Here is a 25,804-nt window from a genome sequence, read left to right as displayed (position 1 = left end):
GACACATATCGACGACAATCAGCTCATCAGGTTGGCGAATGCTTCGTCGCAGTCCCTCGACGAGCTGCGCCAGATGGGCGCTCCGGTTACGGACAATGGTGAGGACCGAGACCCCCATCAGCGGCGCTTCCACAAATCGAGACGATATTTGTCTCGGCGTTCGGCGAGCTCAACGTCAAAGTCTGCAGCAAGTTCGGACCATAAGGCTTCGACAGCCTCATCGCCGCTTTGCGGATAGTCGGTCTCAGCTGTATAATGGACAAGGATAATCCGACCACCAGGAGAGACGTGACCGCGAAGCCATTCGCTTGCACGATCGTGATCAACCAGACCCCAATAATAGGCCACTTCGGACAGCACCACGAGGTCAAAATCTTCGATCTCAGGAGTCTCGCGCGGAAACGCCATTTGGGCCAGCGACACGCCAGGACGATCGCCGACCCGTTTCCGCGCTTTTGCCAATGCCTTTGTGCTGATGTCGACGGCAAGCAGGCTGTCGCACATGGGAGCGAGATACCCAGTCAGCACCCCATGGGCGCAGCCTATCTCCAGTGCGCGGGCATATCGTCGGTCGGCCAGAACATCATGCGTGTGGGCAAATTTGGCCGATTCATACTCGCTCGACGCAAGGTTCCATGGATCATCGTCCGATTCGAAAATGTCATCGAAATATTGTGCCGTCAGGCTGGAGCCGGTCATCGACAATCCCCTCTCAATGCCAGAACGTCTTGTGCGACCATGCGTAGTTTTTCCTGTGGAAGCCGGAAACCCTGGCCTATTACCGGCGATAGCTGGCTGCGATGCGCCAGAAGGGCGTGACGCCGCTGCCCAACGGGCATGACCGGCGTCGCGATACGCCGCGCACGGCGCGGTGCCTCGCTCCAGACATGATAGGCGAACAGCGCGACCGGCCGCCTTGCTTTTCGTCGAGCTGCTTCGGCCAGCTTGTACGCCGCGACATGGTCACAATGCGCCTCGCTCTTATCGGAGACGGCAATGGCATCGATCCGGTGCCAGCGCAGGAGGGCCGCAAGCCGACCCGTATCCCGTGCGAAAGCTTTGCTATCGCTGGAGTGGGGGTGAGCGTCGCGCCATCCCATCCAGATCGTGGGGATCGCTTTGGCGCCTAACCGGCCGAGCGCATTGCGGGCTTCCCTGCGCCGGGTCGCGGCAACGCGCGGCGTACCTTCAGGGTGGGAGCCAGTCCCATCGGTCAGGAAAACGATGCCCCCTAGTCGGCCATTAGCGGCGCAGTGCGTGATCAAGGCACCCGCGCCAAGCGTCTCGTCATCGGGATGCGGAGCGAGCACTAGCCAGCGCGCCTGCGCCCAGCGGCTTTGGGCCAAGGGCTCTGCTTTCACCACAGCCGGTCGTTCTCAGGCCAGATGTCGTGATCGAGAAGTTTCCTGGCGGCCTCGTCACGAGCATGATCCGGTCCAGCCTGGCGCAGATAAAGGGAAAGGTCGCGGATGATCTTGTCCGCTCGTTCACCGTCAAAGGCGCTGCGCGTGCCGAGGATGCGCGCTGCTGCCTCCATCACAGTGAACCCGGCATTTTCAACGACACCGCGTGCCAACCGCGCGACACCAACGGCATCCGCATCACCCAAAGCGAAGCGCTGCGCTGATTCCTGCACCCAGAAGCCTGCGGTTCGCACCGCTACGACGGCATCGGCAAACCGTGCCCGCCGCAATGGATCGTCGCGGGCGCTGTCGCGCATGGCCGAGCGGATTTCAGAGACAAGCGCCTCGATGCCGCCAAGCTGCGCCGCGCAGAAGCGCCAGGCTCCTGCCGTAAAGCGGGGATCCCGGTCATAGTCGCCCGGCTTTCCTAGCAGCATGAGCGGTTCGACGACCATGTCGTCGACCGAATAGCGACCGCTGACGCTCGCACGCATTCCGCGAACACGCCAACCTGACAGGTCCGTCCGCGCCTTTTCATTGGCGGGTACGATGACCAAGCGCCGTGCTGTGTCCTCGCAGGTAGCCGTAACGAGGGCATAATCGAGACCGCCGGCTCCGCTTGCGAACATCTTCTCGCCGATCAGCGACAGGGTCGCTCCGCCGGCGAGCCGGACACCGGGCGGCGGCTCCGTCGCCCACACACCGAACCAGGCACCGCGATCCAGTGCCTGGGTCAGCCACTCAAGCTGGTCAGGTGATCCGTACCAGTCGAACAGCGACATCGCGTTGACGTGGCCCTCATACAAGCGACCGATACTGAGATCGCCGCGTCCAACTTGGCGCAAGGCCGTTGCCATCGCGCGCGCGCGGGCCATCTCGTTTTCAAAGGCATGCCCTCCACATATTTGCGGTACAAACCGGCGATGATGACCACTCTGGATCAGCGCTGCCAGGCTATCACTGGGGAAATGGGGTGCGGCGTCATAGCGCGCGCCAAGCATTGCAAGGCGATCGACGATGTCGGTCGGGTCAATGGCCTGGTCCTGCGGATCGGGTATCACGCGATATGACTCCTGTTTGAGACTGCCGGGGCACAAAGGTCATTAAGCCAGCGTGCGACTCGTTCCGGCCCGCTCTCACCCTCAAGGCAAGTGGGCCATTGCTGGTTTTGCTCGATCGCCAGACCGATCAGGCGAAGCCATTCCTCGGGCTGCGGCCATTCGAGGCGCACGATTGCTCCACCCACTGCCGCCAGCCTGTTGGCCTTCGATGCCTGTTCGTGGAACGGACGGGATTCGGGCAGGCAAATGAAAGGGCGCCGCGCCGCCAGGACGGCGCTGACGACGCCATCGCCTGCAGCGCCAATCACAACCCCGGCCGCAGCAATCTGTGTGTTCGCATCATCGACCCATCCCTTCAGTTGTAGATTGGCTGGCATGTCGGCGGGCACGGTGCAGGGACCGATAATATGCCATCGCCATGCGGGCGCTGCGCGGGCTACCACTGCCCACTGCTCTCCGTTGGATATACCGCCCCCGCGCCCAAGAACGACCAGAACAACGTCATCATTCACGCTGATATTTTGGCTGGCAGATCGGACGATGCCGGGCGCGTAGAAGGTCTTCTCGCGCACCCAGCCTGGGGTTTCGTCATCGTCAAGCGCATCGTGGAAAGGAGCGAGCAGAGCGGCAGCTCCGCGAAAGGCATCCAGATGGGCAGCATCGAGCCGGCGCCCACTCAATCGGACATAAACGGTCGGCACCGATGCGAGCCGCGCCAGCATCGCCACCTCGGCCGAGACATCCACCACCATCAGGCGGGGACGCGCTTTCGCGATCCAGCCTGCCATTTGCGCAGTGCGCTGGCGGAGGCCTTCATGATCGAGCGGCGCATAGTGCAGGGAAGACGGACGGTCGACATGATCGATGCCGGCGAAGCTGTCGTCGAGACGGTCGTCAGGCAAATCGAGGAAGGGGAGGTTTCCGGTTCTGTCGACAAGCCCGCTCCCCATGAGCATGACATTGTCCAGCGATTGACCGATCGCGATCGCGCGCTGGCGATGGCCGTCGCCGTGATGATGGACATAATATCCAATCGGGCGGTTCATTGGACGCCTGCCATTTCCGCTTCCGCCATGTCGGGAAGCGGTATGTCGCAGGCCATGGGGGGAAGGGCGCGCTCTGCTTCGAGACACGCTGCTACGCCCATCTTAGCCCGCGTGCGAAGCCGCCAGCGTGCGCGCTCTGCCCATTGGGAGAAAGCAGGGACCATCGGAATGTCACCGCTTGCGGCGCAGTCGATCCACCGCTGCATGTCGGCCGCCATCCCGCCATTGGCACGCCCTGCAGTCCGGGAGGATGCCCGGGTCCACACTGCATTCGGGTGGACGAGCTTGCCCCCCGCCTTGATCGCCGCTTCGACCAAGGCACGATCCTCGCCGGTTGGCAGCAACGGAACGCCTCCCGCACGGCGATAAAGGTCGACGGACAGCGCAAGGCTGGCCCCCGTATGATCGCCGTGCCGGGGCGGCATATCCCATGCGACCGGATCGATTGTATCCTCGATCGCCCGCACGGCCTGCCAATAGGCATCGAACCGGCGGCGCAGCATGAAGATTGCCGGGGCGATGTCGGCTTCTAACTCGTCCAATTCGATGCGACCGCCAATGATCCGCTCAGCCGAAAAATGTGCCAGATTGGTCTCGATCCAATCGGCGGGTGGTCGGCAATCCGCATCCGTGGAAAGCAATAAGCCATCGGGCGGCAGCAGATCAGCGCCCATGTCCATCGCCGCGCGGCGGGCAGATCCGGCGTGGGCAAATTCCGGCTCGAACACGCGCTGAACGATGTGAAGCGCAAACCTTGTATTGGAGCGAAGCGTGGCCTTCACTGCTTTTGCATGGGTAGCATCGCTACTGTTGTTAACGCATATCGCGACAGCGAAGGTCTGAACGGTTTGCTGTGCCAGAGCTTCGATCAGGCGCCCGATATGCTCCGCCTCGTTACGAGCGGGTATGCAGATGCAGACTGGTGGCCTCACGCGACACTAGCAATAAGCGGCGCTGTCCGCGGCTCATAGGCTACAATCGACGCAAGCACGAGCTGGCGGTACACAGCTTCATACTCATCGACCATGCGCTGCGCGTCGCAATATCGCTCCGCATGTGCCCTGCAGGCACTGCGGCTCAGCACTGAAGCGGCCAGTGCCGCCGATGCCAGCGAGGCGACATCGTCCGGGTGCGCAAGAACGCCGCAATCTTCATTCAAGAGCGCAGGCACCCCGCCGCGCCGGAACGCGGCGACGGGGGTGCCGCAAGCCAGCGCCTCTGCCACGACCAGGCCATAAGGTTCTTCCCATCGCGGAGTACAAAGCGCGGCGATGGCCCCCCCCACCAGGCGGGCGAGTTCGCGGTGGGACAGATGCCCGACATACTCGACATTCGCGCCAAGACGCGGCGCAATCTCATCATCGAAATAACCTTGGTTCGAAACAGGGCCGGCGATACGCAGCGGCAATCCTGCAAGCCGCGCCGCATCGATCGCATGGTCCAATCCCTTTTCGGGGACGATCCGGCCATACCAGACAAGATACGGTGTTTCGCTTGCGACAGGCTGGTACGGGAAGTGTGTGAGATCGATGCCGTTGGGAATGACATGATCGGTCCTGGCCACGTGGCTCCACATGTCGGCCGTCGCCTGCGAAACGGCGACATAGGTCATCGGTCCGCGGTTGAGCCGGACTCCGCTTTCCAACCAGCAAAAGGGCGGGGTGTGAAGCGTGGTAAGGACGGGGGTAGCAAGTGTCTCGGCCATGCTGACGGGGAGATAGTGCAGCGAATTGTTGTGGATCACGTCAAACGATCGCGACCGTAATTCGGTCATCAGTCCGAGATACGCATGGTGCTCGCGGAAGAAGGCAACATCATTGGCTTCGGCAATGCCCGTTTCGAGAAGCGAGGTCTCATCGCAGATCGCTTCCACCCCCAGTGCGGGATCGGAGCGCGTCGAAGCAAAGAGCGTGACGTCGTGCTCGCGTTCGCGCAGTGACCGCGCGAGCATGTGCGTGTGCATCTCCAGCCCGCCTGCAAACGGCTCACTGATGGGAAACTTCAGATGGGCTATGATGGCGATGCGCATTCAATAGGCTCCCGGCAACGATCCATATGTGTTGCAATCGCCAAGACGCTAACGCTTATGTCAGGGATTATTTCCCGGACGTGGCAGGCATTTTTCTGTAGCGAACGTAGGCCAGCTTCGACCAATATAGTGGTCGCAAAATCTACCTGGTAATAGATAAAACTCAGATCGCCTAATAATGATATTTTACATGCAGATAATAGCAAAATATTGCAATTTTGACTATATGAAAACTATAGATCTTCGAATGCTAAGATTACATATATTGCTATTTATGCATTTCGATTTTTGGCTTGGCTACCCACCAGTGGGCTATCACGGACAATTTCTCGGACTTTGATTTTGAGGTGCCGACCTTTTTCCCTCCTGATGCGTTGCAACTGAACCATATCACCATTCAGCGCGAAAGGGACCGACATGGCCAGTAAGAACGCGAGCGAAAATACCACGGGAGACGGCGGGGAAACGCATCAGCAGGCGCGCGCGGCCCGGTCTTGCTGGAGGATTTCGTTCTCCGCGAAAAGATCTTCCATTTCGACCATGAACGCATCCCCGAACGCATCGTCCATGCCCGGGGCTCGGCGGCCCATGGCTATTTCGAGGCGACCGACGACATCTCCGACATCTGCAAGGCAGCGGTCTTTGCCAAGGGTACCAAGACTCCGGTCTTCACGCGCTTCTCAACGGTCGCAGGCGGCGCTGGCTCAGTCGATACCCCGCGCGACGTGCGGGGCTTCGCGGTCAAATTCTATACTACCGAAGGCAACTGGGATCTGGTCGGCAACAACATCCCGGTGTTCTTCATCCAGGATGCGATTAAGTTTCCCGATCTGATCCATGCCGCCAAGATGGAAGCCCAGACCGGCTATCCCCAGGCGGCAACCGCGCACGACACCTTCTGGGACTTCATCAGCTTGATGCCCGAATCCACCCACATGATCATGTGGGCGATGAGCGATCGTACGCTGCCAGCTTCGTTCGCTACGATGGAGGGCTTTGGCATCCATACGTTCCAGATGGAAAACGAAGCGGGGGACGTGACCTTCGTGAAATTTCACTGGAAGCCCAAGGCCGGCCTCCAATCGACGATCTGGGACGAGACGGTGAAAATCGCTGGCGCCGATCCCGATCATCAGCGTCGCGATCTGTTCGAGCGGATCGACCGGGGCGACTTCCCGGAATGGGAGCTGGGCATCCAGGCTTTCGACAAAGCGTTTGCCGACAGCCTCGATTTCGACGTGTTGGATTCCACCAAGATCATCCCGGAAGAAATGCTGCCGGTTCGCGTGATCGGCCGCATGGTTCTTGACCGTTATCCTGACAATTTCTTCGCGGAGACCGAGCAGGTCGCCTATTGTCCGGGCAACATCGTGCCCGGCATCGGCTTTACGAATGACCCGCTGCTGCAGGGCCGGCTGTTTTCCTATCTCGACACCCAGAAGTCGCGGCTTGGCACGGCCAATTTCCACCAGCTCCCGGTGAACGCTCCCAAATGCCCGGTCATGAACTTCCAGCGCGACGGCCAATTTCAAATGGCGGTGCCGAAAGGGCGCACGAACTACGAGCCCAACGGCCTGTCTGAGGGGGCCGAAACGCGCCCCGGAGATGAGCCCGGGCCGCGCGAGTGCCCCATCACCGGCTATCGCAGCATCGCTGCTGCAACGGGGCCGGACGAGGAAGGCGGCAAGCTTCGTATTCGCGCCGAGAGCTTTGCCGATCATTATAGCCAGGCGAGGCTGTTTTTCCGTTCCCTCGCCGAGCCGGAGCAGGCGCATCTGGCCTCGGCCCTGGTCTTCGAACTCAGCAAGGTCGGCTTGGCCCATGTTCGCACGCGTATGATGGCCAACCTTGTAAATGTCGACCCCACGCTCGCCAAGCGCGTTGCGGACGGGCTCAACATGGAAGTTCCCAAGGCTTCGCGGACGGCTGCGCCGGTCAAGGACATGGATCTTTCCCCGGCGCTGCGAATAATCGAGGGTCCACTGGCGCCAAAGTCGATTGAGGGGCGCACCATCGCCATTCTCATCGCCGATGGCTCTGATGCGGGCGTTGTCGATGAGCTGACCAGTCAGATCGGTGATGCCGGGGGCCGTCCGGTGATCGTCGCACCCAAAATCGGTGGCGCATTGATGTCTGATGGTTCGGTGATGGAAGCGGATTTCCAGCTCGCCGGCGGTCCCTCCGTGCTGTTCGATGCCGTTGCCGTCATCCTGTCGGACGAAGGTTGCGCGCAGCTTCTCAAAGAAGCGGCTGCCGTCCAGTTCGTGATGGATGCTTTCGGGCATCTGAAGGCCATCGGCCATACGGCAGAAGCACAGCCGTTGCTCGACAAGGCTGGCGTTGAGCCAGACGAAGGCGTCACCGACCTTGGTGGGACCTTCATTAAGGTTGCCGCGACCCGGATTTGGGCGCGCGAACCGAAGGTCCGCATGCTGGCGTAGGCATTGATCGGGAACGCGCCACCCCAGTACGTGTTTACAGATATTCCATTTGAAGGAGAGCATCATGAGCATTGAAGGCAAAGCCAAGGAAGCCGCCGGTTTCGTCAAGGAAGAGATGAACGAACATGGCGACACCCCTGAAGCGAAGAGGAAGGCCCAGGAAGGTCGCGATCTGCGCAACGAAGGTCGGGTCGAAGACGGCAAGGCTCCCAAGACGACCGAGCCGGGCACCGGCGCCAAGGAATAAGGCTCTACCAAGCTTCAGGACGCCGCCCCTCGCGGGGCGGCGTTTTTGTATCTACCATCGTGGATCAGATTGTCAGGGCATCATCCAGCCCATCCGCATTTCCGGCTATTTCTGGGGCTTCCTCTAACTGACGCTGAACGGTGAAAATTCCCGACCGGCGATCTTCGCCGCTGAGCTCTTTGACGGAGGTAATCTTTTAAAACTGGCGGTTTCACGCTGGTGGAACGACAGGTTTCGGCTCAAGCTGTCGTCGAACGCGTTATCGGCGATTGGCGCGTTTTGTGAAGGGTTTCGGGCGCCCTGCGTACGAAAGCCTCCAGTGCAGGAACCCGCGGGCCCCACGCGCTGCTCTATGGGTAAATAGGCTTTGGGATGGTTCTGGCGGGTAGACGTTGCCGGGCCGGAAGTGCGACTATCGGGCGGAACGGCATGATTTCGGGCCGCGTTAGGCCGCTAGCAGCGGTGGTTTTACGGATCAGCGTGTCCTGCGCCCGCTCTAATTCCGGGATGGGCATGCGCCCGGTCGTCGGCCAGGACGCTATGAGCGTGACCATCATGTAGAGCGAGCCATGCCGGATCATGGCGCGTGTCTCCGGGCGTGTGAGGCTGGCGTTGGTGGTGCGCGCGGTTGGCACCAGCGGGCGAAGGTTTCGACGATAGTCATATGCCCGCCGCAACATGGGCATGGCGGGCGATGATCGGGCGGCTCGTCGGGTTCGGATTCCTCGATCGGCGCAGCAACGCCCAGCAGCCTGCGGGCGAGCGCCATAGCTTCCTTGTGCGTCGAACTGGCGAGCAGGCCATAATGCCGGATGCGATGGAAGCCGCGCGGCAGGACATGGATCAGGAAGCGGCGGATGAACTCGTCTGTCGCCAACGTCATGACCTGCTGGCGTTCAGCACTATCGCGGCGATAATCCTTGTACCGGAATGTCACTCCGGCCTCGTCGAAGCCAATGAGCCGCCGGTTCGAGATGGCAACGCGGTGCGTGTAGCGCGAGAGATAGGCCAGCACCGCCTGCGGCCCCGCAAAGGGCGGTTTGGCATAGACCACCCAGCGCTTCTTCCGGATCGGCGACAGATGCCGCAGGAAGGGCTTACGTGAGGCCAGGCCCGCCAAGGCGTTGAAGAAGGCCAGCTTCCCAGCGTCGAACAACGCCAGCAGGCGTGTGAGGAACAGCCGGCGGAACAACGCACCCAGCACGCGTACCGGTAGCAGGAAGGCGGGGCGCGAGGAGATCCACCGCGTGCCGTCCGGCGTGATGCCGCCGCCGGGCACGATCATGTGCACATGCGGGTGGTGCGTGAGCGCTGATCCCCATGTGTGCAGCACGGCAGTGATGCCGATGCGAGCGCCGAGGTGTTTCGGATCGGCCGCGATGGTCAGCATGGTGTCCGCAGCCGCGCGGAACAGCAGATCATAGACCACCGCCTTGTTCTGGAAGGCGATGTCCGCGATCTCGGCAGGCAGGGTGAACACGACGTGGAAGTAACCGACCGGCAACAGATCGGCCTCGCGCGCGGCCAGCCAAGTGCGCGCGGCCGCGCCCTGACACTTGGGGCAGTGCCGGTTGCGGCAGGAGTTGTAGGCGATCCGCCAATGCCCGCAGTCATCGCAGGCCTCGACGTGACCGCCCAGTGCGGCTGTGCGGCAGTTCTCGATCGCTGTCATAACCTTGAGCTGGCCAAGGCTCAGATGCCCGGCATGGGCTGCGCGATAGGCGGGCCCGGCGCTACGGAAGATGTCGGCGACCTCGAGTGAGGTGCGCACCGGTTCAACCGGGAGGGCCCCTGCCTTCCATCACGGCCACGATCTGGTCGAGCGGACTGGCCACCGCCCGCATAGTCTTGCTCGAAACCTGAGTATAGATGCCGGTCGTGTTGATGTTCACGTGTCCCAGCAGGACCTGAATGACGCGGATATCGACACCCTGCTCGAGCAGGTGAGTGGCAAACGAATGCCGCAATGTGTGCGGGCTTACCCGCTTATGGATCTCGGCGCGCTCGGCCGCTTCCTGCACGACGCGATGCAACTGGCGCGCTGAGACCGGATCCGTGCCGTTGCGGCCGGGGAACAGCCAGCCATGTGGCAACATCACTCCCCGCCGCTTGCCTTCGCGCCACCATTGACGAAGCAAATCCAGCAGGTGCGGTGAAAGTATGGCGTTGCGATCCTTGCGTCCCTTGCCCTGCTCGACGCGGATCACCATCCGGGTGCTGTCGATGTCATCGACCTTGAGGTGGGCAACTTCCGAAACGCGCAGGCCCGCGCCATAGGCGACGCTGAGCGCTGCTTTGTATTTGATACCTGGCGCAGCCTCGAGCAGTCGCGCTGTCTCCTCGACGCTCAAAACCACCCGCAACTTGGGCGCGTAGTGCATGACGACAAGCCCCAGCGCCATCTCCGGTCGCTTGAGAGTTATACTGAACAGGAAACGCAGTGCCGATACGGCCCCATTGATGGTTGCTGGACCAACAGCCCGCTCATGCTGATCGATCTGAAAGCGCCGGAGGTCTTCGATCGTAGCCGTATCGGGAGGCCGACCGAGAAACGCGGCAAATGATCGGACGTGCCGGATATAGTCCTTCTGCGTGTGCTCCCCAAAGCCACGCATCGTCATGTCCTGCAACATACGCTCGCGCAGAGAATTCTTCGGGTTCGGGGAAGTGATGGCATCCATGGTGAGTTCCTTTCCGTTGAAGGAACTCCACGGTCGCAAGGCGACATCGCCGCTCGCAAAGCCTGAACAATACTACGCTACGTCACCCCAAGCGACCCTCCCGCGGAGCGGGTTCGTGCTTTGGTCGACAGCTGCCGCACGCCAGATCGGCGACAAATGGGACAGGCCGTGTAAAAACGGCTTCACAGTAGCTGGTCGGTAGTTTCGGCGCGGCGCGTTGAAGGTTGAGCGTTGGCGCTCAGCGCTGGATCGCTGCGATCAGTGGCTGGACGCCGAGGATGGCGATCAGCCGCTTGAAGTTATAGGCCAAGATATGGAGGCTGGCCTCCGTTCTGACATTCTTGAGCGTTTTCGTTTGGAAGTGCGTCGAGCCCATCCAGGCTTTCAGCGTGCCGAACGGATGCTCGACAGTCTGCCGGCGAATCCGCATGGCGTCTGGCGCACGATCAAGGCGCCGCTCCATCGCCTCGACGACCGCCTCATGTTCCCATCGTTTGACCCGGCGTTCCTTGCCGGTCGTGCATTGGTCATGAAGTGCGCATGTCTGGCAGTTCGAGCTCCAATAGCTATGGAGCGTCATGCCGGCCCCCGCTGGGCGCAATCGTTTTCTCGAAAGATGGACATGCTGATAAACCATATATCAAATAAGCGGAATTGGCGGCAGCTGTGACGCGATCACACGCGAATGCGCAAACGCGCGGTCTGGCTCCTGGGGTAGGCGACGAGCTGCGTGCGAACTCCTCTGGCGGGAGCTCCAGCCCGCTGAATGGGCAGGTACAACTCAAGACTGGCAAACGGCTGGATGGACAGCGGCACCTGTTGCGCTTTTCTCTACCCGGCGCATCCTGTAGCTAAGTCACGGTGGCAGGGAGGCGGTCGTGCGTGAATAAGCCCAAAAATCAGGACGTTTTTCACTCCGAGCAACGTTTCAGGCTGCTCGTCGAGTCGGTCAGCGACTACGCGATCTATATGCTCGATCCGGACGGTCAGATCGCTACCTGGAATGCCGGAGCGAAGCGCTTCAAAGGGTATGAAGCCGACGAGATCATCGGCCAGAATTTCTCTCGCTTCTTCACCCAGGAGGACCGCGACGCCGGGCTGCCGGGCCATATCCTCGCGACGGCTGCTAAGGAAGGACGATATGAGAACGAAGGCAGACGCGTTCGCAAGGACGGCAGTGAAATCTGGGTCCATGTCGTTGTCGATCCGATCCGCGATCCGGACGGCGTGCTGCTCGGCTTCGCCAAGATCACCCGCGACATCACCGAGCGCCGCCGCGCAGCCCACGCACTGTTTCGCAGCGAGCAGCAGTTTCGCATGCTTGTCCAGGGCGTCCATGACTATGCCATCTGCATGCTTGATCTGGACGGGCGAATTACCAATTGGAATGCTGGCGCGCAGTTGATCAAGGGCTACAGTGCCGATGAGATTATCGGCGAGCATTTTTCGCGTTTCTACACCGACGAGGACCGAGCGAATGGCGAACCTGCCCGCGCGCTGGAAACGGCGCTAGCCGCAGGACGCTATGAGCGCGAAGCTCAGCGCATTCGCAAAGACGGCACCCTGTTCTGGGCACATGTCGTCATCGATCCGATCCGCGACGAAACCGGAGAGGTCGTGGGTTTCGCTAAGATTACTCGCGATATTACCGAGAAGCGGCACGCTCAGGAAGAGTTGGAGCAGGCCCAACTCGCGCTGTTTCAGAGCCAGAAGCTGCAGGCTTTGGGCGAACTGACCGGCGGCATCGCCCATGATTTCAATAACCTGATGACCGTCGTCCGCGGGTCGGCGGAGCTCCTGAAAAAGCGAGACCTGCTGCCCGAAAGACATGACCGCTATGTCGACGCGATCCTTGAGACAGCGGACCGCGCTGCTGCGCTGACCTCCAAGCTCCTTGCTTTTGCGCGTCGACAGACCCTCAAGCCTGAGCCGATCAATGTCGCGGTTCGGCTGGATGCCTGGGGCGAGGTTCTGGCGCGCACGCTTGGCATCCAAATTGAGGTTGTGATCGAAGTAGCGCCCGACGTGTGGCCGATTGAAGCGGATGTCACGGAGCTTGAAAATGCCCTGCTGAACGCGGCGTTCAACGCGAGGGATGCCATGCCCGAGGGCGGCAGGCTGACGATCGGGGCTGCGAATGTCGATAATGAAGATTGCGTCGCTCTGACGATTTCCGATACGGGCCAGGGTATCCCGCAGGATTTGCTCGACCGCATATTTGAGCCGTTCTTTACAACCAAGCCCGAGGGTAAGGGGACGGGTCTTGGTCTCAGCCAGATTCATGGGTTCGCGGCGCAAACGGGTGGACGGACGACGATTGCGTCCCAGGTGGGCGTCGGAACAACGATTACGCTCATCCTGCCACGCGCGAGGGCAATGCCGGCGGATCGGATGAAAAGCGCTGCGACGCAGGTCCGCCGTGACCAACTCGATGTCCTGTTGGTTGAGGACAACGACCAGGTGCGCGAGTTCGCGCGTTCGCTCCTGGAAGATATCGGCGCGCGGGTGACGGAGGCGGATTGCGCCGAGGCGGCCGCTGTCGTTGCCGCGGACCATGATTTCGATCTGGTCTTTTCCGATATCGTCATGCCCGGCAAAAGCGGCCTTGATCTGGCTCAGGAACTGCGCGAGCGGCGGCCGGGCCAGCGTGTGCTGCTGGCGACAGGATTCAGCAGTGAGGTTGCACAGGGCGTTCCTTCCGGCATTCCGGTGATTCAGAAGCCCTATGGAGCAACGGCGCTGGCGGCGGCGATCGACGAGACCCTGACGGGCTCGATCTAGCCACAATGGAATCTCGACCGTTCTTGCGTATCCTTCCTATTCGCTTACCGGCGCGAAATCCGCGCATAGGCTTTGCCTAGCCCCCGAGGAGTGCTTCAGCTTGGCCGACGACAAGCGCCCGGTCGTGCTCCATAGCAAGCGATCGCCGGGCCTGCTCGGCAACAAACCCTGCATGACGCGATGCCGCCGCCCCAAACAGGGTCGGACTTCGGCCCGCGAGCGCTTCCAGAACTGCCAGTACACGCAGTTGCACCTCCGCCAAGGCCGCGCCGTCACGCGTGATCGGGTTGAAGAAGCTAAGGAACAGGTCGTGGACGTCCAGATCGGGCGCATGCACATGGCCGAACGGACAATAATCCGGCTCCTCGTCTGCGTCGGCGAAGGCAAGGAACACGCGCAGCCCTGCGCCGAGCACCTCGATCGCTGTCCCTGGATCGTTCACCGCCGGCGAGAGCGCGCGAGAGGCGATCTCGGAGAGGACGATGACGCCAAAGCATGGATCCTGCTCGAATTCGCGGTCATCCTCGACCGTCACGCAGGAGCGCAGATGTTCCGGCACGCCGTCCGCGGCCATCGGGTGCACGTGCATGATAGGGCGACTCGGATGCACCAGAGATCCGGGCATCGCACTTAGATGAATGGCGAGGTTGTTCTCCTTGGCGATCTCGTCCAGCCTGGCCACATCGATGTGTACAATGATGCCGCATCGCTCGGCATAGATCGGTCCCGCCTCAATGGATTTCGCGACCAGAGGTCGGGCACCGAGCCGGGGCAGCTTTCCAGCCTGCCGAAAGGCCGGCAGGGTCGCCTGCTCGACCCGGCGGATCGTATCACCGACCCGTCCGAATTTTCCCAGCTGCTCTATCCAGCGTAGCAAGGTCGCAACGATAACGAACAAGACGACCAGCGTTGCGAAGAACAGGATGATGCGGCCCTTGCCGCCATAGATACCCGCCGCGAGACCAATCACGCCGACAATGCTGAACAGGAAGCGCCGACGAAGGTTGCCAGCGTGTTCTGCGCTGCCGAATCGGTGAGCAACAACTTGGTCGAGCGCGGCGTCACGTTCGAGGTCGCGGCGGAATAGGCCGCGACCATGATGGAAAGCGAAAAGGTGGTCACAGCCAGCATGCTGGAAGCGAGGATGTTGAGGATATGATCGACCGATCCGGCGGCGAGCGTGAGGTTCGGATCGTAAGGAAGATAGGGCCCGATAAGGGCCGCTAGCAATGCGACTATGACCGCCGCGCCGCTGAACAGCGAAGCACGTACCCAAATCTGCTTCCTGAACTGGCGCAGCAGCCATGCCGTTCCACCCAGCAACGATGCACGCTCATACTTTCCCATGCTCAGCCTCGGTGTTTGCTACGGCCCTTGGAGCCAGAGGATTATCGCCCGCCGGCCAGCCCTCGCGCTGATGCCGTCGGTTGCCATCGGTCGCTTCGGACTGATCGGGGAACAGCAGAACCTGCGTTGGGAACGGCAGGTCGATACCTACGGGCAACTCGTCCCGGCGCGTCTCATACGCCGTGATGACCACGTCCGGCGAAGTACAGATGTCGCAGTTGAAGAGGACCACCCGGCGCCCGCCATAAAATTGATCAGCCTTACTCCTCTCCGGGCGCGGACATTACGTGGCACGCGATGACGAGCAGATCGCGCCTCAATAAACGACAGCGTCTATTGGAATGCTTCTCCGCTAGCCAATGGTGAATGGACCCTCACTGACCAGATCGCATCGACCAATAATCATTCCTCTGCTGTATCATGTGACGGCGCGCATTTGCCGGCGAGCGTGCCGATACCTTCCAGCAGCATCGTCGATGAGAAGGGCTTTCCAAGAATTCTGGTGCAGTCGTCGCTTGCAAAGAGTGCGTCAAGTCGTTCGACATCACTCGTGGACGCGAGCAAGATAGGCAGATCAAGGTGCAGCGCGCGAATTTCGGATGCCACGGCCTGCCCCGTCCGATCCGGAAGATTGTTGTCGAGTACGACCAAATCGTAACGGCCTTGAGCCGAGCGGATTTTCCCCAGTGCCTCGCTACCCGTTGCGGCCTCCTCGCAGGCATAGCCAGCTCCGGAAAGCGCGTCCATCGTCAGCATCCGGATCGTGGGATCAGGGTCGACGACCAGGATGCGCCCTGTGCTCCCGGCATCGAGAACATCCCGGATCTTCTGGGCCAGCGCCGCATAGGTAAACGGCTTGGCGATCATTTCGACCCCAGAGTCGAGCCGGCCGCCATGAACAATCGCATTGCGCGTATATCCCGATGTGTAGAGGATCTTCAATCTGGGTTGGCGTTCGCGCGCCAGATCAGCCAGTTCTGCGCCAGACATACCCGGCATCACCACGTCCGTGAATAGAAGTGCAATAGGATCATCCTGGCGCTCAAGCAGACGCAGCGCGGACGGTCCGTCATGGGCTTCAAGGACGCGGTAGCCCAGCTCACGCAGGCAGTCGACGGTATAGGCGCGCACATCGTCGTCATCCTCGACAACCAATATTGTCTCCCGCTTTTGGCTGATCTCGACGCCCGGAGTGACTGCAGCCGCTTCATTGTCGGCGTATGCTGCTTCGTTCATCAATCTGGGTAGATAGATCTTGATCGTCGTACCCTGGCCTTCTTCGGAATAGACATTTACATGCCCGCCCGATTGCTTGACGAACCCATAAACCATGGAAAGCCCAAGTCCCGTTCCCTTGCCGACTTCCTTGGTGGTGAAGAAGGGCTCGAACACGCGCGCAACGGTATCGCGCGGCATGCCATGGCCTGTATCGGTGACCGAAATCACCACATATTGTCCCGGAGCCACTTCGGCATGGGCGGCAGCATATTGTTCATCGAGGCGGGCGTTAGCGGTTTCGATCACGAGGCGGCCGCCCTGCGGCATCGCATCGCGGGCGTTGACCGCCAGGTTCACCACCGCGGACTCTAGCTGATTGGGATCGGCTTCCACCCGCCACAGACCAGGCGACGTGACAACCTCCAGGCTGATCGTCTCGCCGAGCGACCGGTGCAGGAGATCGGACATGCCCTGCACGAGTTTGTCCACGTCCAGCGGCTTGGGCGTTAGTGGTTGCCGTCTGGAGAAGGCGAGCAAGCGCTGGGTGAGCGCAGCGGCCCGCTCCGCGCCCTTCATGGCATTTTCCAGAGCGCGCCGGGATCGAGCGTCGGCGACACCGGCGGCGTCGAGTGCGCGGGTCGCCATGTCGATGTTGCCGGTGACCACCGTCAGCAAATTGTTGAAGTCGTGTGCCACGCCACCGGTCAACTGGCCGACGGCTTCCATCTTCTGAGCCTGGCGCAGCGCCTCGTGCGCAGTTTCGACTTCGGCGGTCCGCTGCCGTACGCGCTCCTCGAGCTGGTCCTTCGCTCGCTCGGCCGCCTGGAACAGCCGCGCATTGTCGATCGCCACTGCCGCCTGCGCGGCCAACCCAGCCATGAGCCGCTCGGCACGCTCCCCAAATATTCCCGTCTCAGGGTGACCGAAGAACAATCCTCCGATCACTTCACCGGATCGGGACACTACGGGAACCGCGAGATAGCTTCGAACAGGAAGGTGCCCCTTAGCTCGACTTTGTACGTTTTTGGTCAGGTCCAGGTCCAGAAGATGCTGTTTTCAGCGATGTGGTCGAGGGCTTGATCGAGTGGCAAGACGCATCCGCCCATATCGTCGATATCTTCCCATTTCCGCCGGTGTGACCAGTAGCCGAGCCTGACTTCGTCGCGCGAGCCGACAGGCTTGAGGCGGGCGACCGGTGCCTCGGTTTCCAGCAGATAGAGATGGTAAGCGCCCTTGTCCTCATACCATCCGACGCCGCCGCCGTTGGCCGCGTCGAACGTCTCGATGCGCAGAATGATTTCCTCGTCTTTCATGGTGCATCCATAGCTGCCGTCGGGTCACAGCATATTCGAGTCACCTCGCCGCATGGCAACAGCCTAAGCGTTGCAACGTGCTTCAGTCAGGATTCGAAGCATGGAATGCTGGACCAGAACAAGGCCGTTATCGGCGATCCCGTCCCCCAGATCCTGCGCCAATGGCTGCAGGCATGGCGTCCCTGCTTTACGGCTCCCAGCTGGGAGCATGTCCTTGTTCTTGTGATGGGCGGCCTGCTGGCCACGGGCAAACGGACCGTTACGACTTGCCTGCGTGTGACCGGCCGAGCCGATGCTGCCAACTTTGCAACCTATCACCAGATCCTCAATCGCGCCCGCTGGAGTTCGCGTGCCGTTGCCAGGCGTTTATTGGGCATTGTGGTCGAACGGCTCGTGCCCGATGGTCCTGTGGTCATTGGTATGGACGACACCATTGAGCGGCGATGGGGGCGCCGGATCACCGCACGGGGTATCTACCGCGACCCGGTCCGCTCCAGTCACGGCCATTTCGTCAAAGCCAGCGGACTGCGCTGGCTCAGCTTCATGGTGCTCACCCCGGTGTCATGGACCCGCCTGATCAAGGCACTGCCAGTCTTGACGTTGCTCGCTCCTTCGGAACGATCGAACCGTCAACGCGGCTGTCGTCACAAATTGCTGACGGACTGGGCCCGGCAGGGCGCGCTGCAGCTGTCTCGCTGGCTGCCGGGTCGGCGGATCATTTTCATTGGCGACAGCAGCTTTGCTGTCCACGAACTGGCGCATGCGATCGTCCGCCGGGCCACACTCATCAGCCGACTGCGGCTCGACGCCAACTTGTTTGCTCAGCCTGCGGGGCGAACGGCACGCACGATGGGGCGACCGGCGCAGAAAGGGCGAGCATTATCAAAACTCAAGACCCTGCTCGCCAACCCGGCGACACGCTGGACCAGTATTCTCGTCTCTGCCTGGTATGGCCATCTCAACGGCAAGACGCTCGAGATCACATCTGACATCGCCTTATGGTACAGGCCCGGCACTCCGGTCTTGCCGGTCCGCTGGGTCCTGGTTCGCGATCCTGACGGAAAGCGCGGCCCGCAGGCCTTCTTCAGTACCGACATCAGCCTCGAGCCCGCCGAGATAATCGCCCTCTACGTCCGCCGATGGCAGATCGAGGTCACCTTTGCCGAAACCCGCGCGCACCTGGGTGTCGAGACACAGCGCCAATGGACCGACAAAGCCATAGCGCGAACCACGCCGGCTCTGCTCGGATTATACAGCCTCATCTCGCTCTGGGCCTGTGATCTTCTCAACAGTACCAGTACACCCTATGCGGCCGCGTGGTATCGGAAAACCAGCCTGACATTTAGCGACGCCATCGGCGCAATCCGACTCCAACTTTGGGTCGGCGACATTAACTCACACTCCCCGCCCCGCCGGAAACCGCAATATATTCCAACAACCCGCATCGTACGTATGGCCCAAGCGCTATGCTTCACTACCTAATCGTACAAAGTCGAGCTGAGCTCGGCTTTGTACGTTTAGGTGGCGAAGCACAGCGCGTTTGCCATGCGGACCAGGCGAGCGGGAGGAATTATCCGCGGTTCCCGGTGCGGCGGGGAATGCGAATTAATGTCACCGACCCAGAGCTGAAGCCGGACGGCGCCGATGGCGTCGGTGAATGTCAGGCTGGTTTTTCGATACCACGCGGCTGCGTAAGGCGTGCTTGAGGAAGTGAGAAGATCACCAGCCCACAGCGAGATAAGGCTGTAGAATCCGAGAAGTGCCGGCGTGGTTCGAGCGATAGCTTTGTCGGTCCATTGACGCTGTGTCTCGACGCCCAGGTGAGCGCGCGTTTCGGCGAATGTGACTTCGATTTGCCATCGGCGGACGTACAGGGCGATGATATCGGCGGGCTCGATGGCGATGTCTGTGCTGAAGAAGGCTTGCGGATCGCGCTTTTCGTCGGGGTCGCGAACCAGCACCCATCGGACCGGCAACACCGGGGTGCCCGGCCTGTACCACAAGGCGATCCCGGATGTGATATCGAGTGCTTTGCCGCTGACATGGCCATACCAGGCGGACACGAAGATCCTCGTCCAGCGTGTCGCTGGGTTGGACAGCAGGGTCTTGAGTTTCGGCAGCGCCAAGCCTTTCTGCGCGGGTCGTCCCATCGTGCGCGACGTTCGCTCTGCGGGCGGTGCAAACAGGTTCGCATCCAGCCGTAGGCGGCTGATGAGCGTTGCCCGCCGTACGATGGCATGGGCCAGTTCATGGACAGCGAAGCTGCTGTCGCCGATGAAGATGATCTGACGACCTGGCAGCCAGCGCGACAGTTGCAGTGCGCCTTGCCGGGCCCAGTCCGTCAGCACTTTGTGACGACAGCCGCGAGCTCGATTCGATCGCTCCGAAGGGGCGAGCAGCGTCAGGACCGGCAACGCCTTGATCAGGCTGGTCCATGAAACCGGAGTGAGCACCATGAAGCTCAGCCAGCGCAGCCCGCTGGCTTTGACGAAATGGCCGTGGCTAGAGCGCACCGGGTCCCGGTATATTCCCCGCGCGCTGATCCGGCGTCCCCATCGGCGTTCAATGGTGTCGTCCATACCGATGACCACAGGGCCGTCGGGCACAAGGCGATCGACGACAATGCCCAGCAGCCGTCTGGCAACAGCGCGGGAGCTCCAGCGGGCACGGTTGAGGATCTGGTGATAGCTGGCAAAGTTGGAGGCTTGGGCCCTGCCGGTCACACGCAGGCACGAGGTAACGGTTCGCTTGCCTGTTGCCAGCACGGCACCCATCACCAGAACGAGCACGTGCTCCCAACTGGGCGCGGTGAAACAGGGCCGCAACGGCTGCAGCCAACGGCGCAGTATCAGGGGAACGGGGTCGCCGATAACGGCCTTGTCTGGATCCAGCATCCCATGCTTCGAATCCCGACTGGCACGGGTTGCAATGCTATGATTGTTGCCATGCGGCGAGCTGAATCGGATACGCTCTGACCCGAAGGCAGCTATGGTTGCGCCATGAAAGACGACGAAATCGCACGGCAGATCGAAGCGTTCGACGCAGCCAATGGCGGCGGCGTCGGCTGGTACGAGGACAAAGGCGCCTACCACCTTTACCTGCTGACAACCGAGGCGCCGATCGCGCGCCTGAAGCCGGTCGGTATGGGTGACGACGTTAGGCTCGGCTACTGGTCACATCGACGGCGTTGGGAAGATATCGACGACATGGGCGGATGCGTCTTGCCACTCGATCAGGCACTCGACCACATCGCTAACAACAGCATTTTCTGGACCTGGACCTGACGAAAAACGTACAAAGTCGAGCTGAGAGCCTGATTCAAAATTATCGGGCGTGATTTGATGGCCTTGCGATGCGGCGTGCGAAGAGCTGGATCGAGGCGATGAAGAGCCATGCGGTAGCCGATGCGATGGTCTGTTCAAAGTCCTTGGCGAGGCGGCGATTGCGGTTCAGCCAGGCGAGGGTTCGCTCGACGACCCAGCGTCGCGGGAGAATGACAAACCCCTTTGCGGCATCCGACCGTTTGACGATCTCGATGGTCCATTTGCCGATCCGGCGCAGCGCGTCCCTGAGTTTGTCACCGGCATAGCCACCATCGGCGAAGACATGGCGCAGCCACGGGAAGCGCCTGATGATCTCGGCCAGCACCAGCGGAGCGCCGTCACGGTCTTGGATGTCGGCGGTGTGGACTACGGCATGGACGAGATTGCCGTCGGTATCCGTCAGGATATGGCGCTTGCGCCCCTTTGTCTTCTTGCCCGCGTCATAACCCCGTGGCCCGCCGCTTTCCGTGGTTTTGACGCTCTGGCTGTCGATCACGCCGGCGCTGGGCGAGCCCTGGCGGCCTGCAGCTTCGCGCCCGATCAGCAGCAGGGTATGGTTTAACGACAACCACAGCCTGCTGTCCCGCCACAGATAGAACCAACGCCGCACCGTCGAGACCGGCGGAAAACACGGCGGAAGCATCCGCCACGGGAGGCCGCCACGCAACAGATACAGGATCGCCTCGACAATCCGCCTGAGCGGCCACTTGCGCGGACGCCCTACATGCGAGGGCGGCGGAAAGAACGGCTCGAGCAGCGCCCATTCGGCATCGGTCAAATCGCTTGGCAAAGCCAAGTCCGCACGGGCATACTGCGCCCGAGTGGTGTCGGTCCACATCGTTGATTTCCTTTGGTTTGTCGCAAAACCGCTGAATCAACGACAGGGCACGCCGTCAAGCTAACCCGCTGATACCACTCAACTTAATTTCGGATCAGGCTCTTAGGCATCCCCGCATTGGGGCTGTTGCGTCCGTATCGCGCATCCCGCGTGATATCGTCCGATCTGACGACGCCCTCGCCCTGGAATGTGGGCGCGAACACCGCGGTTGCTCGCGGCATGCCGAACTTTTCGAAATCGCCGATATCCGCACCCGCAAGGGAATAGAGCATCAGCCGCTCGCCCTGGTCGTCCTCGACATTGTAGAAGAAGGCCCCAAATTCGGCTCCGGACAGCTCGACGCCGGCATCGACCACCAGCTGCACCAGATTGCCGAGATCAAGTTCTGCGGCTAGTTCCGCACCAGTGCTGTTCAGCACTTCCAGCGCACGGCTTTCGCTGGCGAGACGATCAAGGCTTTCGCGCAGCGCGGCTTCCGCAGCCTTGCGTTCGGAAATGTCCTGGACCTCTATAATCGTACCGATAGTGTTCGAAGTCTCGTCCTGAATCGGACTTGCGGTGAAGGCAACTGGATAAAAGTGCCCGTCCTTGTGGACGAACACCTCCTCGCCTTGGCTGTTCTTGCGCTCCGGAAACGCCCGGTCGATCGGGCATTCCGCAAGCGGAAAAGGGCTGCCGTCCGGGCGGGTATGATGGATGACGTCATGGAGCGGACGGCCCTGCGTCTCCGCGAACGTGAAGCCGGTCAGGCGCTCGGCGGCAGCGTTCATGTAGGAACATTGCTGCCGGTCATCCATCAGCATGACGGCGACGGAAGCGTTGTCGAGAACCGCAGCCAGCTTGCGTTCGGTGTCCCTTAAAAGCTGGGCCTGGGCATCGCGCTCCGCTGCGATCCGCGTCATCTCGGCGACGACCTCGCGAGCCTCTCGGCGCAATTCCATCTGGTCCATCACCAGAGCGCCCAATTCGGTCAGCTGGCGTATCTCCTCATCGTTGACGGGACGAGGCTCCCGATCGATCACGCAGAGGGTGCCGAGGTTGAAGCCGTCATGGGTCCGCAGGGGAACGCCAGCGTAGAAACGGAGCCCGAACTCACCGGCCACCAAAGGATTGGCGAGCGCCCGGGGATCGGTACTGGCATCGGTCAAGACCCAGGCATCATCCTGCAGGATAGCAGAGGCGCACAGGCCCGGCTCGCGATCGATCTGGGTTACATCAAGACCGTGGTGCGCCTTGAACCAGATCCGATCGTGATCGACCAGACTGATGATCGCGATCGGAACATCAAACAGCCTCGCTGCCATCGCGGCAATGCGGTCGAAGGCTCCATCTGGCGGCGTATCAAGAATGTCGTATCTGCGAACTGCGGCGAGGCGGCTATCTTCGCGCGCCTCCAATTGGATATTCGGGGAGTCAGCTGTCATTGTCGTATGTACTGGCCTTGAAGGACGCCACGCGCCTGGAGATTGAGAGAGGAGCGAAGGCCGGGCTAGCGAACGACGGCGAGGGATACCGCGTCGGCTAGTTGCTGGAGCTGAAATGGCTTGCCGATGAACGGCTTGTCTTCGAACCCCTCCGGCAACCCGTCACCGCCGTAACCTGTGGCAAATGCGAACGGTACATTCCGTTCGGCGAGCGCCGCCGCAACTGGAAGGACCCGCTCACCGGCGAGATTCACGTCGAGCAGTGCGAAGTCCGGACGTATGTCGGGAAGCAGACGAAGTGCATCCGCCACGCTTCCCGCAGAGGCCAGGATCTCGCACCCCAGATCCTCGAACATATCCTCGATGAGCATCGCGACCATGCTTTCGTCCTCGACGATGAGGACCTTAAGTCCAGCAAGTTCCGTCATACGGTCTCCGGCACAGGAATAGAAATCGAGCAGGTGATCCCGGCGGCGGCGAAGGTGAGGTCAAACTCGCCTCCGAGGTCTCGCTCGATGCACCGTTCCATCAATCGGGAGCCGAGGCCGCGCCGCGTCGGTGGTGATACGGGCGGTCCTCCCGACTCCCGCCAGTTCAGAATGAGCCTTGGTGCATCCGCTTGCGAGCGAATGTTCCAACAAAGCGCGACACTGCCCGCATCGTTCGAAAGAGCGCCATATTTCGTTGCATTCGTGGCAAGTTCGTTCAGCACCATCGTCAGATTTAGCGCAACCCTGGTGCTGACGTTCACCGGCACTCCATCAAATGTAATCCGGTCGGACGCCCCGCCGGCAAGCGGAAGCAACACTTCACGAACGAGGGAATCGAGAGGAGCATCCTCCCAATGGCGCTGCGTAAGCAGGTCGTGCGCCCGCGACAGCGCCATCAATCGCGCCTCGAGGCGACGATGGAGATCGTCGGCGTTCTTCGCATGCCGGGCTGTTTGAGCAGCGAGTGACTGCACGGTGGCAAGCGTGTTTTTCACTCGGTGGTTGAGCTCGTCGATCAGCGTCTTCTGCCGGTTCTCCGCCTGCTTGCGCTCCGTGATGTCCACGAGCATGTTGATCGCGCCGATGAGATTGCCCTCGGCATCGTGCAGCGGCGTGGGATAGGGAATGAACGGTACGCGGGTTCCATCCGGCCGCTCGGCTATAGCTTCCGCGCCCCGGACTGGACGGTTCTCCTTCAATGCGATCGCCATGGGACATTGATCATGGGGTAGCGGAGTTCCGTCCGGATTGAACAGTCGCCAGGTAACGCACCACAGGTCCCCCTGTTGCGGCGTCCGTCCCGCCATCTCGACCGCGGCGCGGTTGAAGAAGGTGACGTGCCCTTCTGCGTCGGTCGTGTAGACGGCGGCCGGCATCGCTTCGAGCAGGTTTCGCAGATGCCGCTCGCCCTCGCGGAGGCGGTCCTCGAGAAGCTTTGCCGTCGTAACGTCCTGGATTACGCGCACGCCGTACCGGAACCCGGAAGCGTCGTTCACAGACGAACTGTGGATGTCGAGATAGATCGTCGTGCCATCCCCCTTGATGGCGCGCTTGCGCAATATGTAGCTATCAAGCTCGCCGGCGACTTGCCGGGCATATAGGGCCGCATCCTCATTGGCGTCCTCGGGGTGCGTATAATCGAAGAAGGTCATATCCAGGAGTTGGTCGCGCGACCGTCCCAGCATCTCACAGATCGCATCGTTCACGCGGAGCAGGCGTCCATCGGCGCCAGCTTCGGCAATCCCGATCGTCGCCGCCTCATAGGTCGCCGAAAGCCGCTCGTCGCTTTCCCGCTTGGCCGCCTCAGCTTCACGAAGGCTGGTGAGGTCGACAGTGAAACACCGCGTGTTGACCAGCCTATCCTCGTTGAAGCGTCCATTCGACGTGATCACTACATGCTTGATGGAATCGTCTTTTGCGCGCAGGCGAGCCGGGTAGCTTTCGAGCTTCTCTCCTGAGGACAGCCGGTGGAGGATGTCCCCGATAACAGGCGCGTCGACGTGGAACTCCGCGATGTGCCGCCCAATATATTCATCGGCTCCGTAGCCGAGCAGCGACAGCTCTGCCTCATTAGCCCGGACGATGATGCCCTCGCCGTTGACGATGTGGAGCCCAACGGCGCTGTTGTTGAAAAAATCGTCAAGATCCTCGTTCCTGCGCTGAAGTTCCTCAGCCGTCGCGTGGTAGGCTGAAATATCCTGGAAACAGTTGATTGCCCCTTCGATGGCGCCATTCCTGTCTTTGAGCGCACGGATGTTAACCAGGGCAACGAAGCGCGATCCATCCTGACGCTCCATGATCACTTCGGCGTTGCGGGTCGCTTCTCCGGTTCGCAAGGCCGTAGCCATTGGGCAGTCTTCAAAGGCGAGAGGTGTACCGTCGGTGAGGAACAGGCGGTGCGATCCGCATATCCGGATCCCGTTCTTGCCGACCGGTGGTGTTCTGGCCCAAAGTTCTGCGGCCTCGCTGTTGTAGCGGACGAGGCAGCCTTCGTGATCGCAGAGGTATACCGCGCCCGGAATCGCGTCGAGCGCCGTGGGTGACGCGGCGACCAAACTTTCGAACTCGCTCGACGCGCGCGCTGATCTAGGAAAGTCCTCGACATTTGACATCGGCAGCCCCCAAGCCCCTTGCACGAAGCGCAACGTCGGAGAACGTCGTG

At 61.1% G+C, this 25,804-nt stretch carries 19 protein-coding genes and 4 pseudogenes; 5 read left to right on the top strand and 18 right to left on the bottom strand.

Annotated features, from left to right (window positions below):
- Positions 1 to 4: 4 nt before the first annotated feature.
- From IWY39_RS24175 to IWY39_RS20135, 7 genes and pseudogenes are all read right to left on the bottom strand, one after another.
- A pseudogene (locus IWY39_RS24175) lies at positions 5 to 118 on the bottom strand (glycosyltransferase family 2 protein); the annotation flags it as partial.
- On the bottom strand, positions 118 to 699 hold the full coding sequence (locus IWY39_RS20160) for an SAM-dependent methyltransferase (protein WP_107126561.1): 582 nt from the start codon (positions 697 to 699) through the stop codon (positions 118 to 120). The pseudogene IWY39_RS24175 and the gene IWY39_RS20160, both read right to left, overlap by 1 nt.
- Positions 696 to 1,361 carry a PIG-L deacetylase family protein gene (locus IWY39_RS20155; RefSeq protein WP_331274490.1) on the bottom strand — a complete coding sequence of 222 codons (666 nt, stop codon included), beginning with the start codon at positions 1,359 to 1,361 and terminating at the stop codon, positions 696 to 698. Before IWY39_RS20155 ends, IWY39_RS20160 begins: the two co-directional genes overlap by 4 nt.
- Complete coding sequence (locus IWY39_RS20150) at positions 1,358 to 2,464, bottom strand: acyl-CoA dehydrogenase (protein ID WP_107126562.1); 1,107 nt, start codon at positions 2,462 to 2,464, stop codon at positions 1,358 to 1,360. The genes IWY39_RS20155 and IWY39_RS20150 overlap by 4 nt, the downstream gene beginning before the upstream one ends.
- Positions 2,461 to 3,510 carry a glycosyltransferase gene (locus tag IWY39_RS20145; protein WP_107126563.1) on the bottom strand — a complete coding sequence of 350 codons (1,050 nt, stop codon included), beginning with the start codon at positions 3,508 to 3,510 and terminating at the stop codon, positions 2,461 to 2,463. Before IWY39_RS20145 ends, IWY39_RS20150 begins: the two co-directional genes overlap by 4 nt.
- Positions 3,507 to 4,442, bottom strand: a complete 936-nt coding sequence (locus tag IWY39_RS20140) for a glycosyltransferase (RefSeq protein WP_107126564.1) — start codon at positions 4,440 to 4,442, stop codon at positions 3,507 to 3,509. The genes IWY39_RS20145 and IWY39_RS20140 overlap by 4 nt, the downstream gene beginning before the upstream one ends.
- Complete coding sequence (locus tag IWY39_RS20135; RefSeq protein WP_181316899.1) at positions 4,439 to 5,539, bottom strand: glycosyltransferase family 4 protein; 1,101 nt, start codon at positions 5,537 to 5,539, stop codon at positions 4,439 to 4,441. Before IWY39_RS20135 ends, IWY39_RS20140 begins: the two co-directional genes overlap by 4 nt.
- Before the next feature lie 473 nt (positions 5,540 to 6,012).
- Here IWY39_RS20135 and IWY39_RS20130 point away from each other — a divergent pair.
- Both IWY39_RS20130 and IWY39_RS20125 read left to right on the top strand, forming a co-directional pair.
- Positions 6,013 to 7,980: pseudogene (locus tag IWY39_RS20130) on the top strand (catalase); the annotation flags it as partial.
- Between the two features lie 64 nt (positions 7,981 to 8,044).
- A complete protein-coding gene (locus tag IWY39_RS20125; protein ID WP_107126566.1) occupies positions 8,045 to 8,227 on the top strand; it encodes a hypothetical protein in 183 nt (60 codons plus the stop codon).
- Between the two features lie 577 nt (positions 8,228 to 8,804).
- Here the strand turns inward: IWY39_RS20125 and IWY39_RS20120 are convergent.
- The 3 genes and pseudogenes from IWY39_RS20120 to IWY39_RS20110 all read right to left on the bottom strand — a co-directional run.
- Entirely contained in the window at positions 8,805 to 9,998 is a 1,194-nt protein-coding gene (locus tag IWY39_RS20120) for an IS91 family transposase (RefSeq protein WP_145169995.1), read from the bottom strand.
- 4 nt (positions 9,999 to 10,002) lie between these two features.
- Positions 10,003 to 10,908 carry a tyrosine-type recombinase/integrase gene (locus IWY39_RS20115; RefSeq protein WP_196871325.1) on the bottom strand — a complete coding sequence of 302 codons (906 nt, stop codon included), beginning with the start codon at positions 10,906 to 10,908 and terminating at the stop codon, positions 10,003 to 10,005.
- A gap of 238 nt (positions 10,909 to 11,146) precedes the next feature.
- Positions 11,147 to 11,491 (bottom strand): annotated as a pseudogene (locus tag IWY39_RS20110) (transposase); the annotation flags it as partial.
- A 299-nt stretch (positions 11,492 to 11,790) separates the two neighbouring features.
- Between IWY39_RS20110 and IWY39_RS20105 the strand changes: the two are divergent.
- Complete coding sequence (locus IWY39_RS20105; RefSeq protein WP_229380835.1) at positions 11,791 to 13,689, top strand: hybrid sensor histidine kinase/response regulator; 1,899 nt, start codon at positions 11,791 to 11,793, stop codon at positions 13,687 to 13,689.
- 76 nt (positions 13,690 to 13,765) lie between these two features.
- Here the strand turns inward: IWY39_RS20105 and IWY39_RS20100 are convergent.
- The 3 genes and pseudogenes from IWY39_RS20100 to IWY39_RS20085 form a co-directional block, all read right to left on the bottom strand.
- Positions 13,766 to 15,036: pseudogene (locus IWY39_RS20100) on the bottom strand (DUF2254 domain-containing protein).
- A 402-nt stretch (positions 15,037 to 15,438) separates the two neighbouring features.
- Positions 15,439 to 17,298: a response regulator gene (locus tag IWY39_RS20090; RefSeq protein WP_107126588.1), complete on the bottom strand. Its 1,860-nt coding sequence runs from the start codon at positions 17,296 to 17,298 to the stop codon at positions 15,439 to 15,441.
- On the bottom strand, positions 17,283 to 17,567 hold the full coding sequence (locus IWY39_RS20085) for a hypothetical protein (RefSeq protein WP_196871310.1): 285 nt from the start codon (positions 17,565 to 17,567) through the stop codon (positions 17,283 to 17,285). The genes IWY39_RS20090 and IWY39_RS20085 overlap by 16 nt, the downstream gene beginning before the upstream one ends.
- A 105-nt stretch (positions 17,568 to 17,672) precedes the next feature.
- Between IWY39_RS20085 and IWY39_RS20080 the strand changes: the two genes are divergently transcribed.
- Entirely contained in the window at positions 17,673 to 19,049 is a 1,377-nt protein-coding gene (locus IWY39_RS20080) for an IS701 family transposase (protein ID WP_196871309.1), read from the top strand.
- Positions 19,050 to 19,084: 35 nt separating this feature from the next.
- On the opposite strand, the gene IWY39_RS20075 is transcribed toward IWY39_RS20080, so the two are convergent.
- Positions 19,085 to 20,461: an IS701 family transposase gene (locus IWY39_RS20075; protein ID WP_145170003.1), complete on the bottom strand. Its 1,377-nt coding sequence runs from the start codon at positions 20,459 to 20,461 to the stop codon at positions 19,085 to 19,087.
- Between the two features lie 105 nt (positions 20,462 to 20,566).
- Between IWY39_RS20075 and IWY39_RS20070 the strand changes: the two genes are divergently transcribed.
- The gene (locus IWY39_RS20070) at positions 20,567 to 20,851 is read left to right on the top strand and encodes a hypothetical protein (RefSeq protein ID WP_107124883.1); all 285 of its coding nucleotides are present in this window, start codon (positions 20,567 to 20,569) and stop codon (positions 20,849 to 20,851) included.
- A gap of 40 nt (positions 20,852 to 20,891) precedes the next feature.
- On the opposite strand, the gene IWY39_RS20065 is transcribed toward IWY39_RS20070, so the two are convergent.
- The 4 genes from IWY39_RS20065 to IWY39_RS20050 form a co-directional block, all read right to left on the bottom strand.
- On the bottom strand, positions 20,892 to 21,728 hold the full coding sequence (locus IWY39_RS20065) for an IS5 family transposase (protein WP_107125139.1): 837 nt from the start codon (positions 21,726 to 21,728) through the stop codon (positions 20,892 to 20,894).
- An 83-nt stretch (positions 21,729 to 21,811) separates the two neighbouring features.
- Entirely contained in the window at positions 21,812 to 23,125 is a 1,314-nt protein-coding gene (locus IWY39_RS20060) for a GAF domain-containing protein (RefSeq protein WP_196871696.1), read from the bottom strand.
- A gap of 92 nt (positions 23,126 to 23,217) precedes the next feature.
- The gene (locus IWY39_RS20055) at positions 23,218 to 23,580 is read right to left on the bottom strand and encodes a response regulator (protein WP_107126203.1); all 363 of its coding nucleotides are present in this window, start codon (positions 23,578 to 23,580) and stop codon (positions 23,218 to 23,220) included.
- A complete protein-coding gene (locus IWY39_RS20050) occupies positions 23,577 to 25,754 on the bottom strand; it encodes a PAS domain-containing sensor histidine kinase (protein WP_196871695.1) in 2,178 nt (725 codons plus the stop codon). The genes IWY39_RS20055 and IWY39_RS20050 overlap by 4 nt, the downstream gene beginning before the upstream one ends.
- Between the last annotated feature and the right edge of the window lie 50 nt (positions 25,755 to 25,804).

This window comes from Sphingobium sp. JAI105, assembly GCF_015752145.1.
Classification (GTDB): Bacteria; Pseudomonadota; Alphaproteobacteria; order Sphingomonadales; family Sphingomonadaceae; genus Sphingobium; species Sphingobium xenophagum.
Note: the sequence above shows the minus strand (reverse complement) of the source record. Positions and strands in the feature narration are given on the sequence as shown.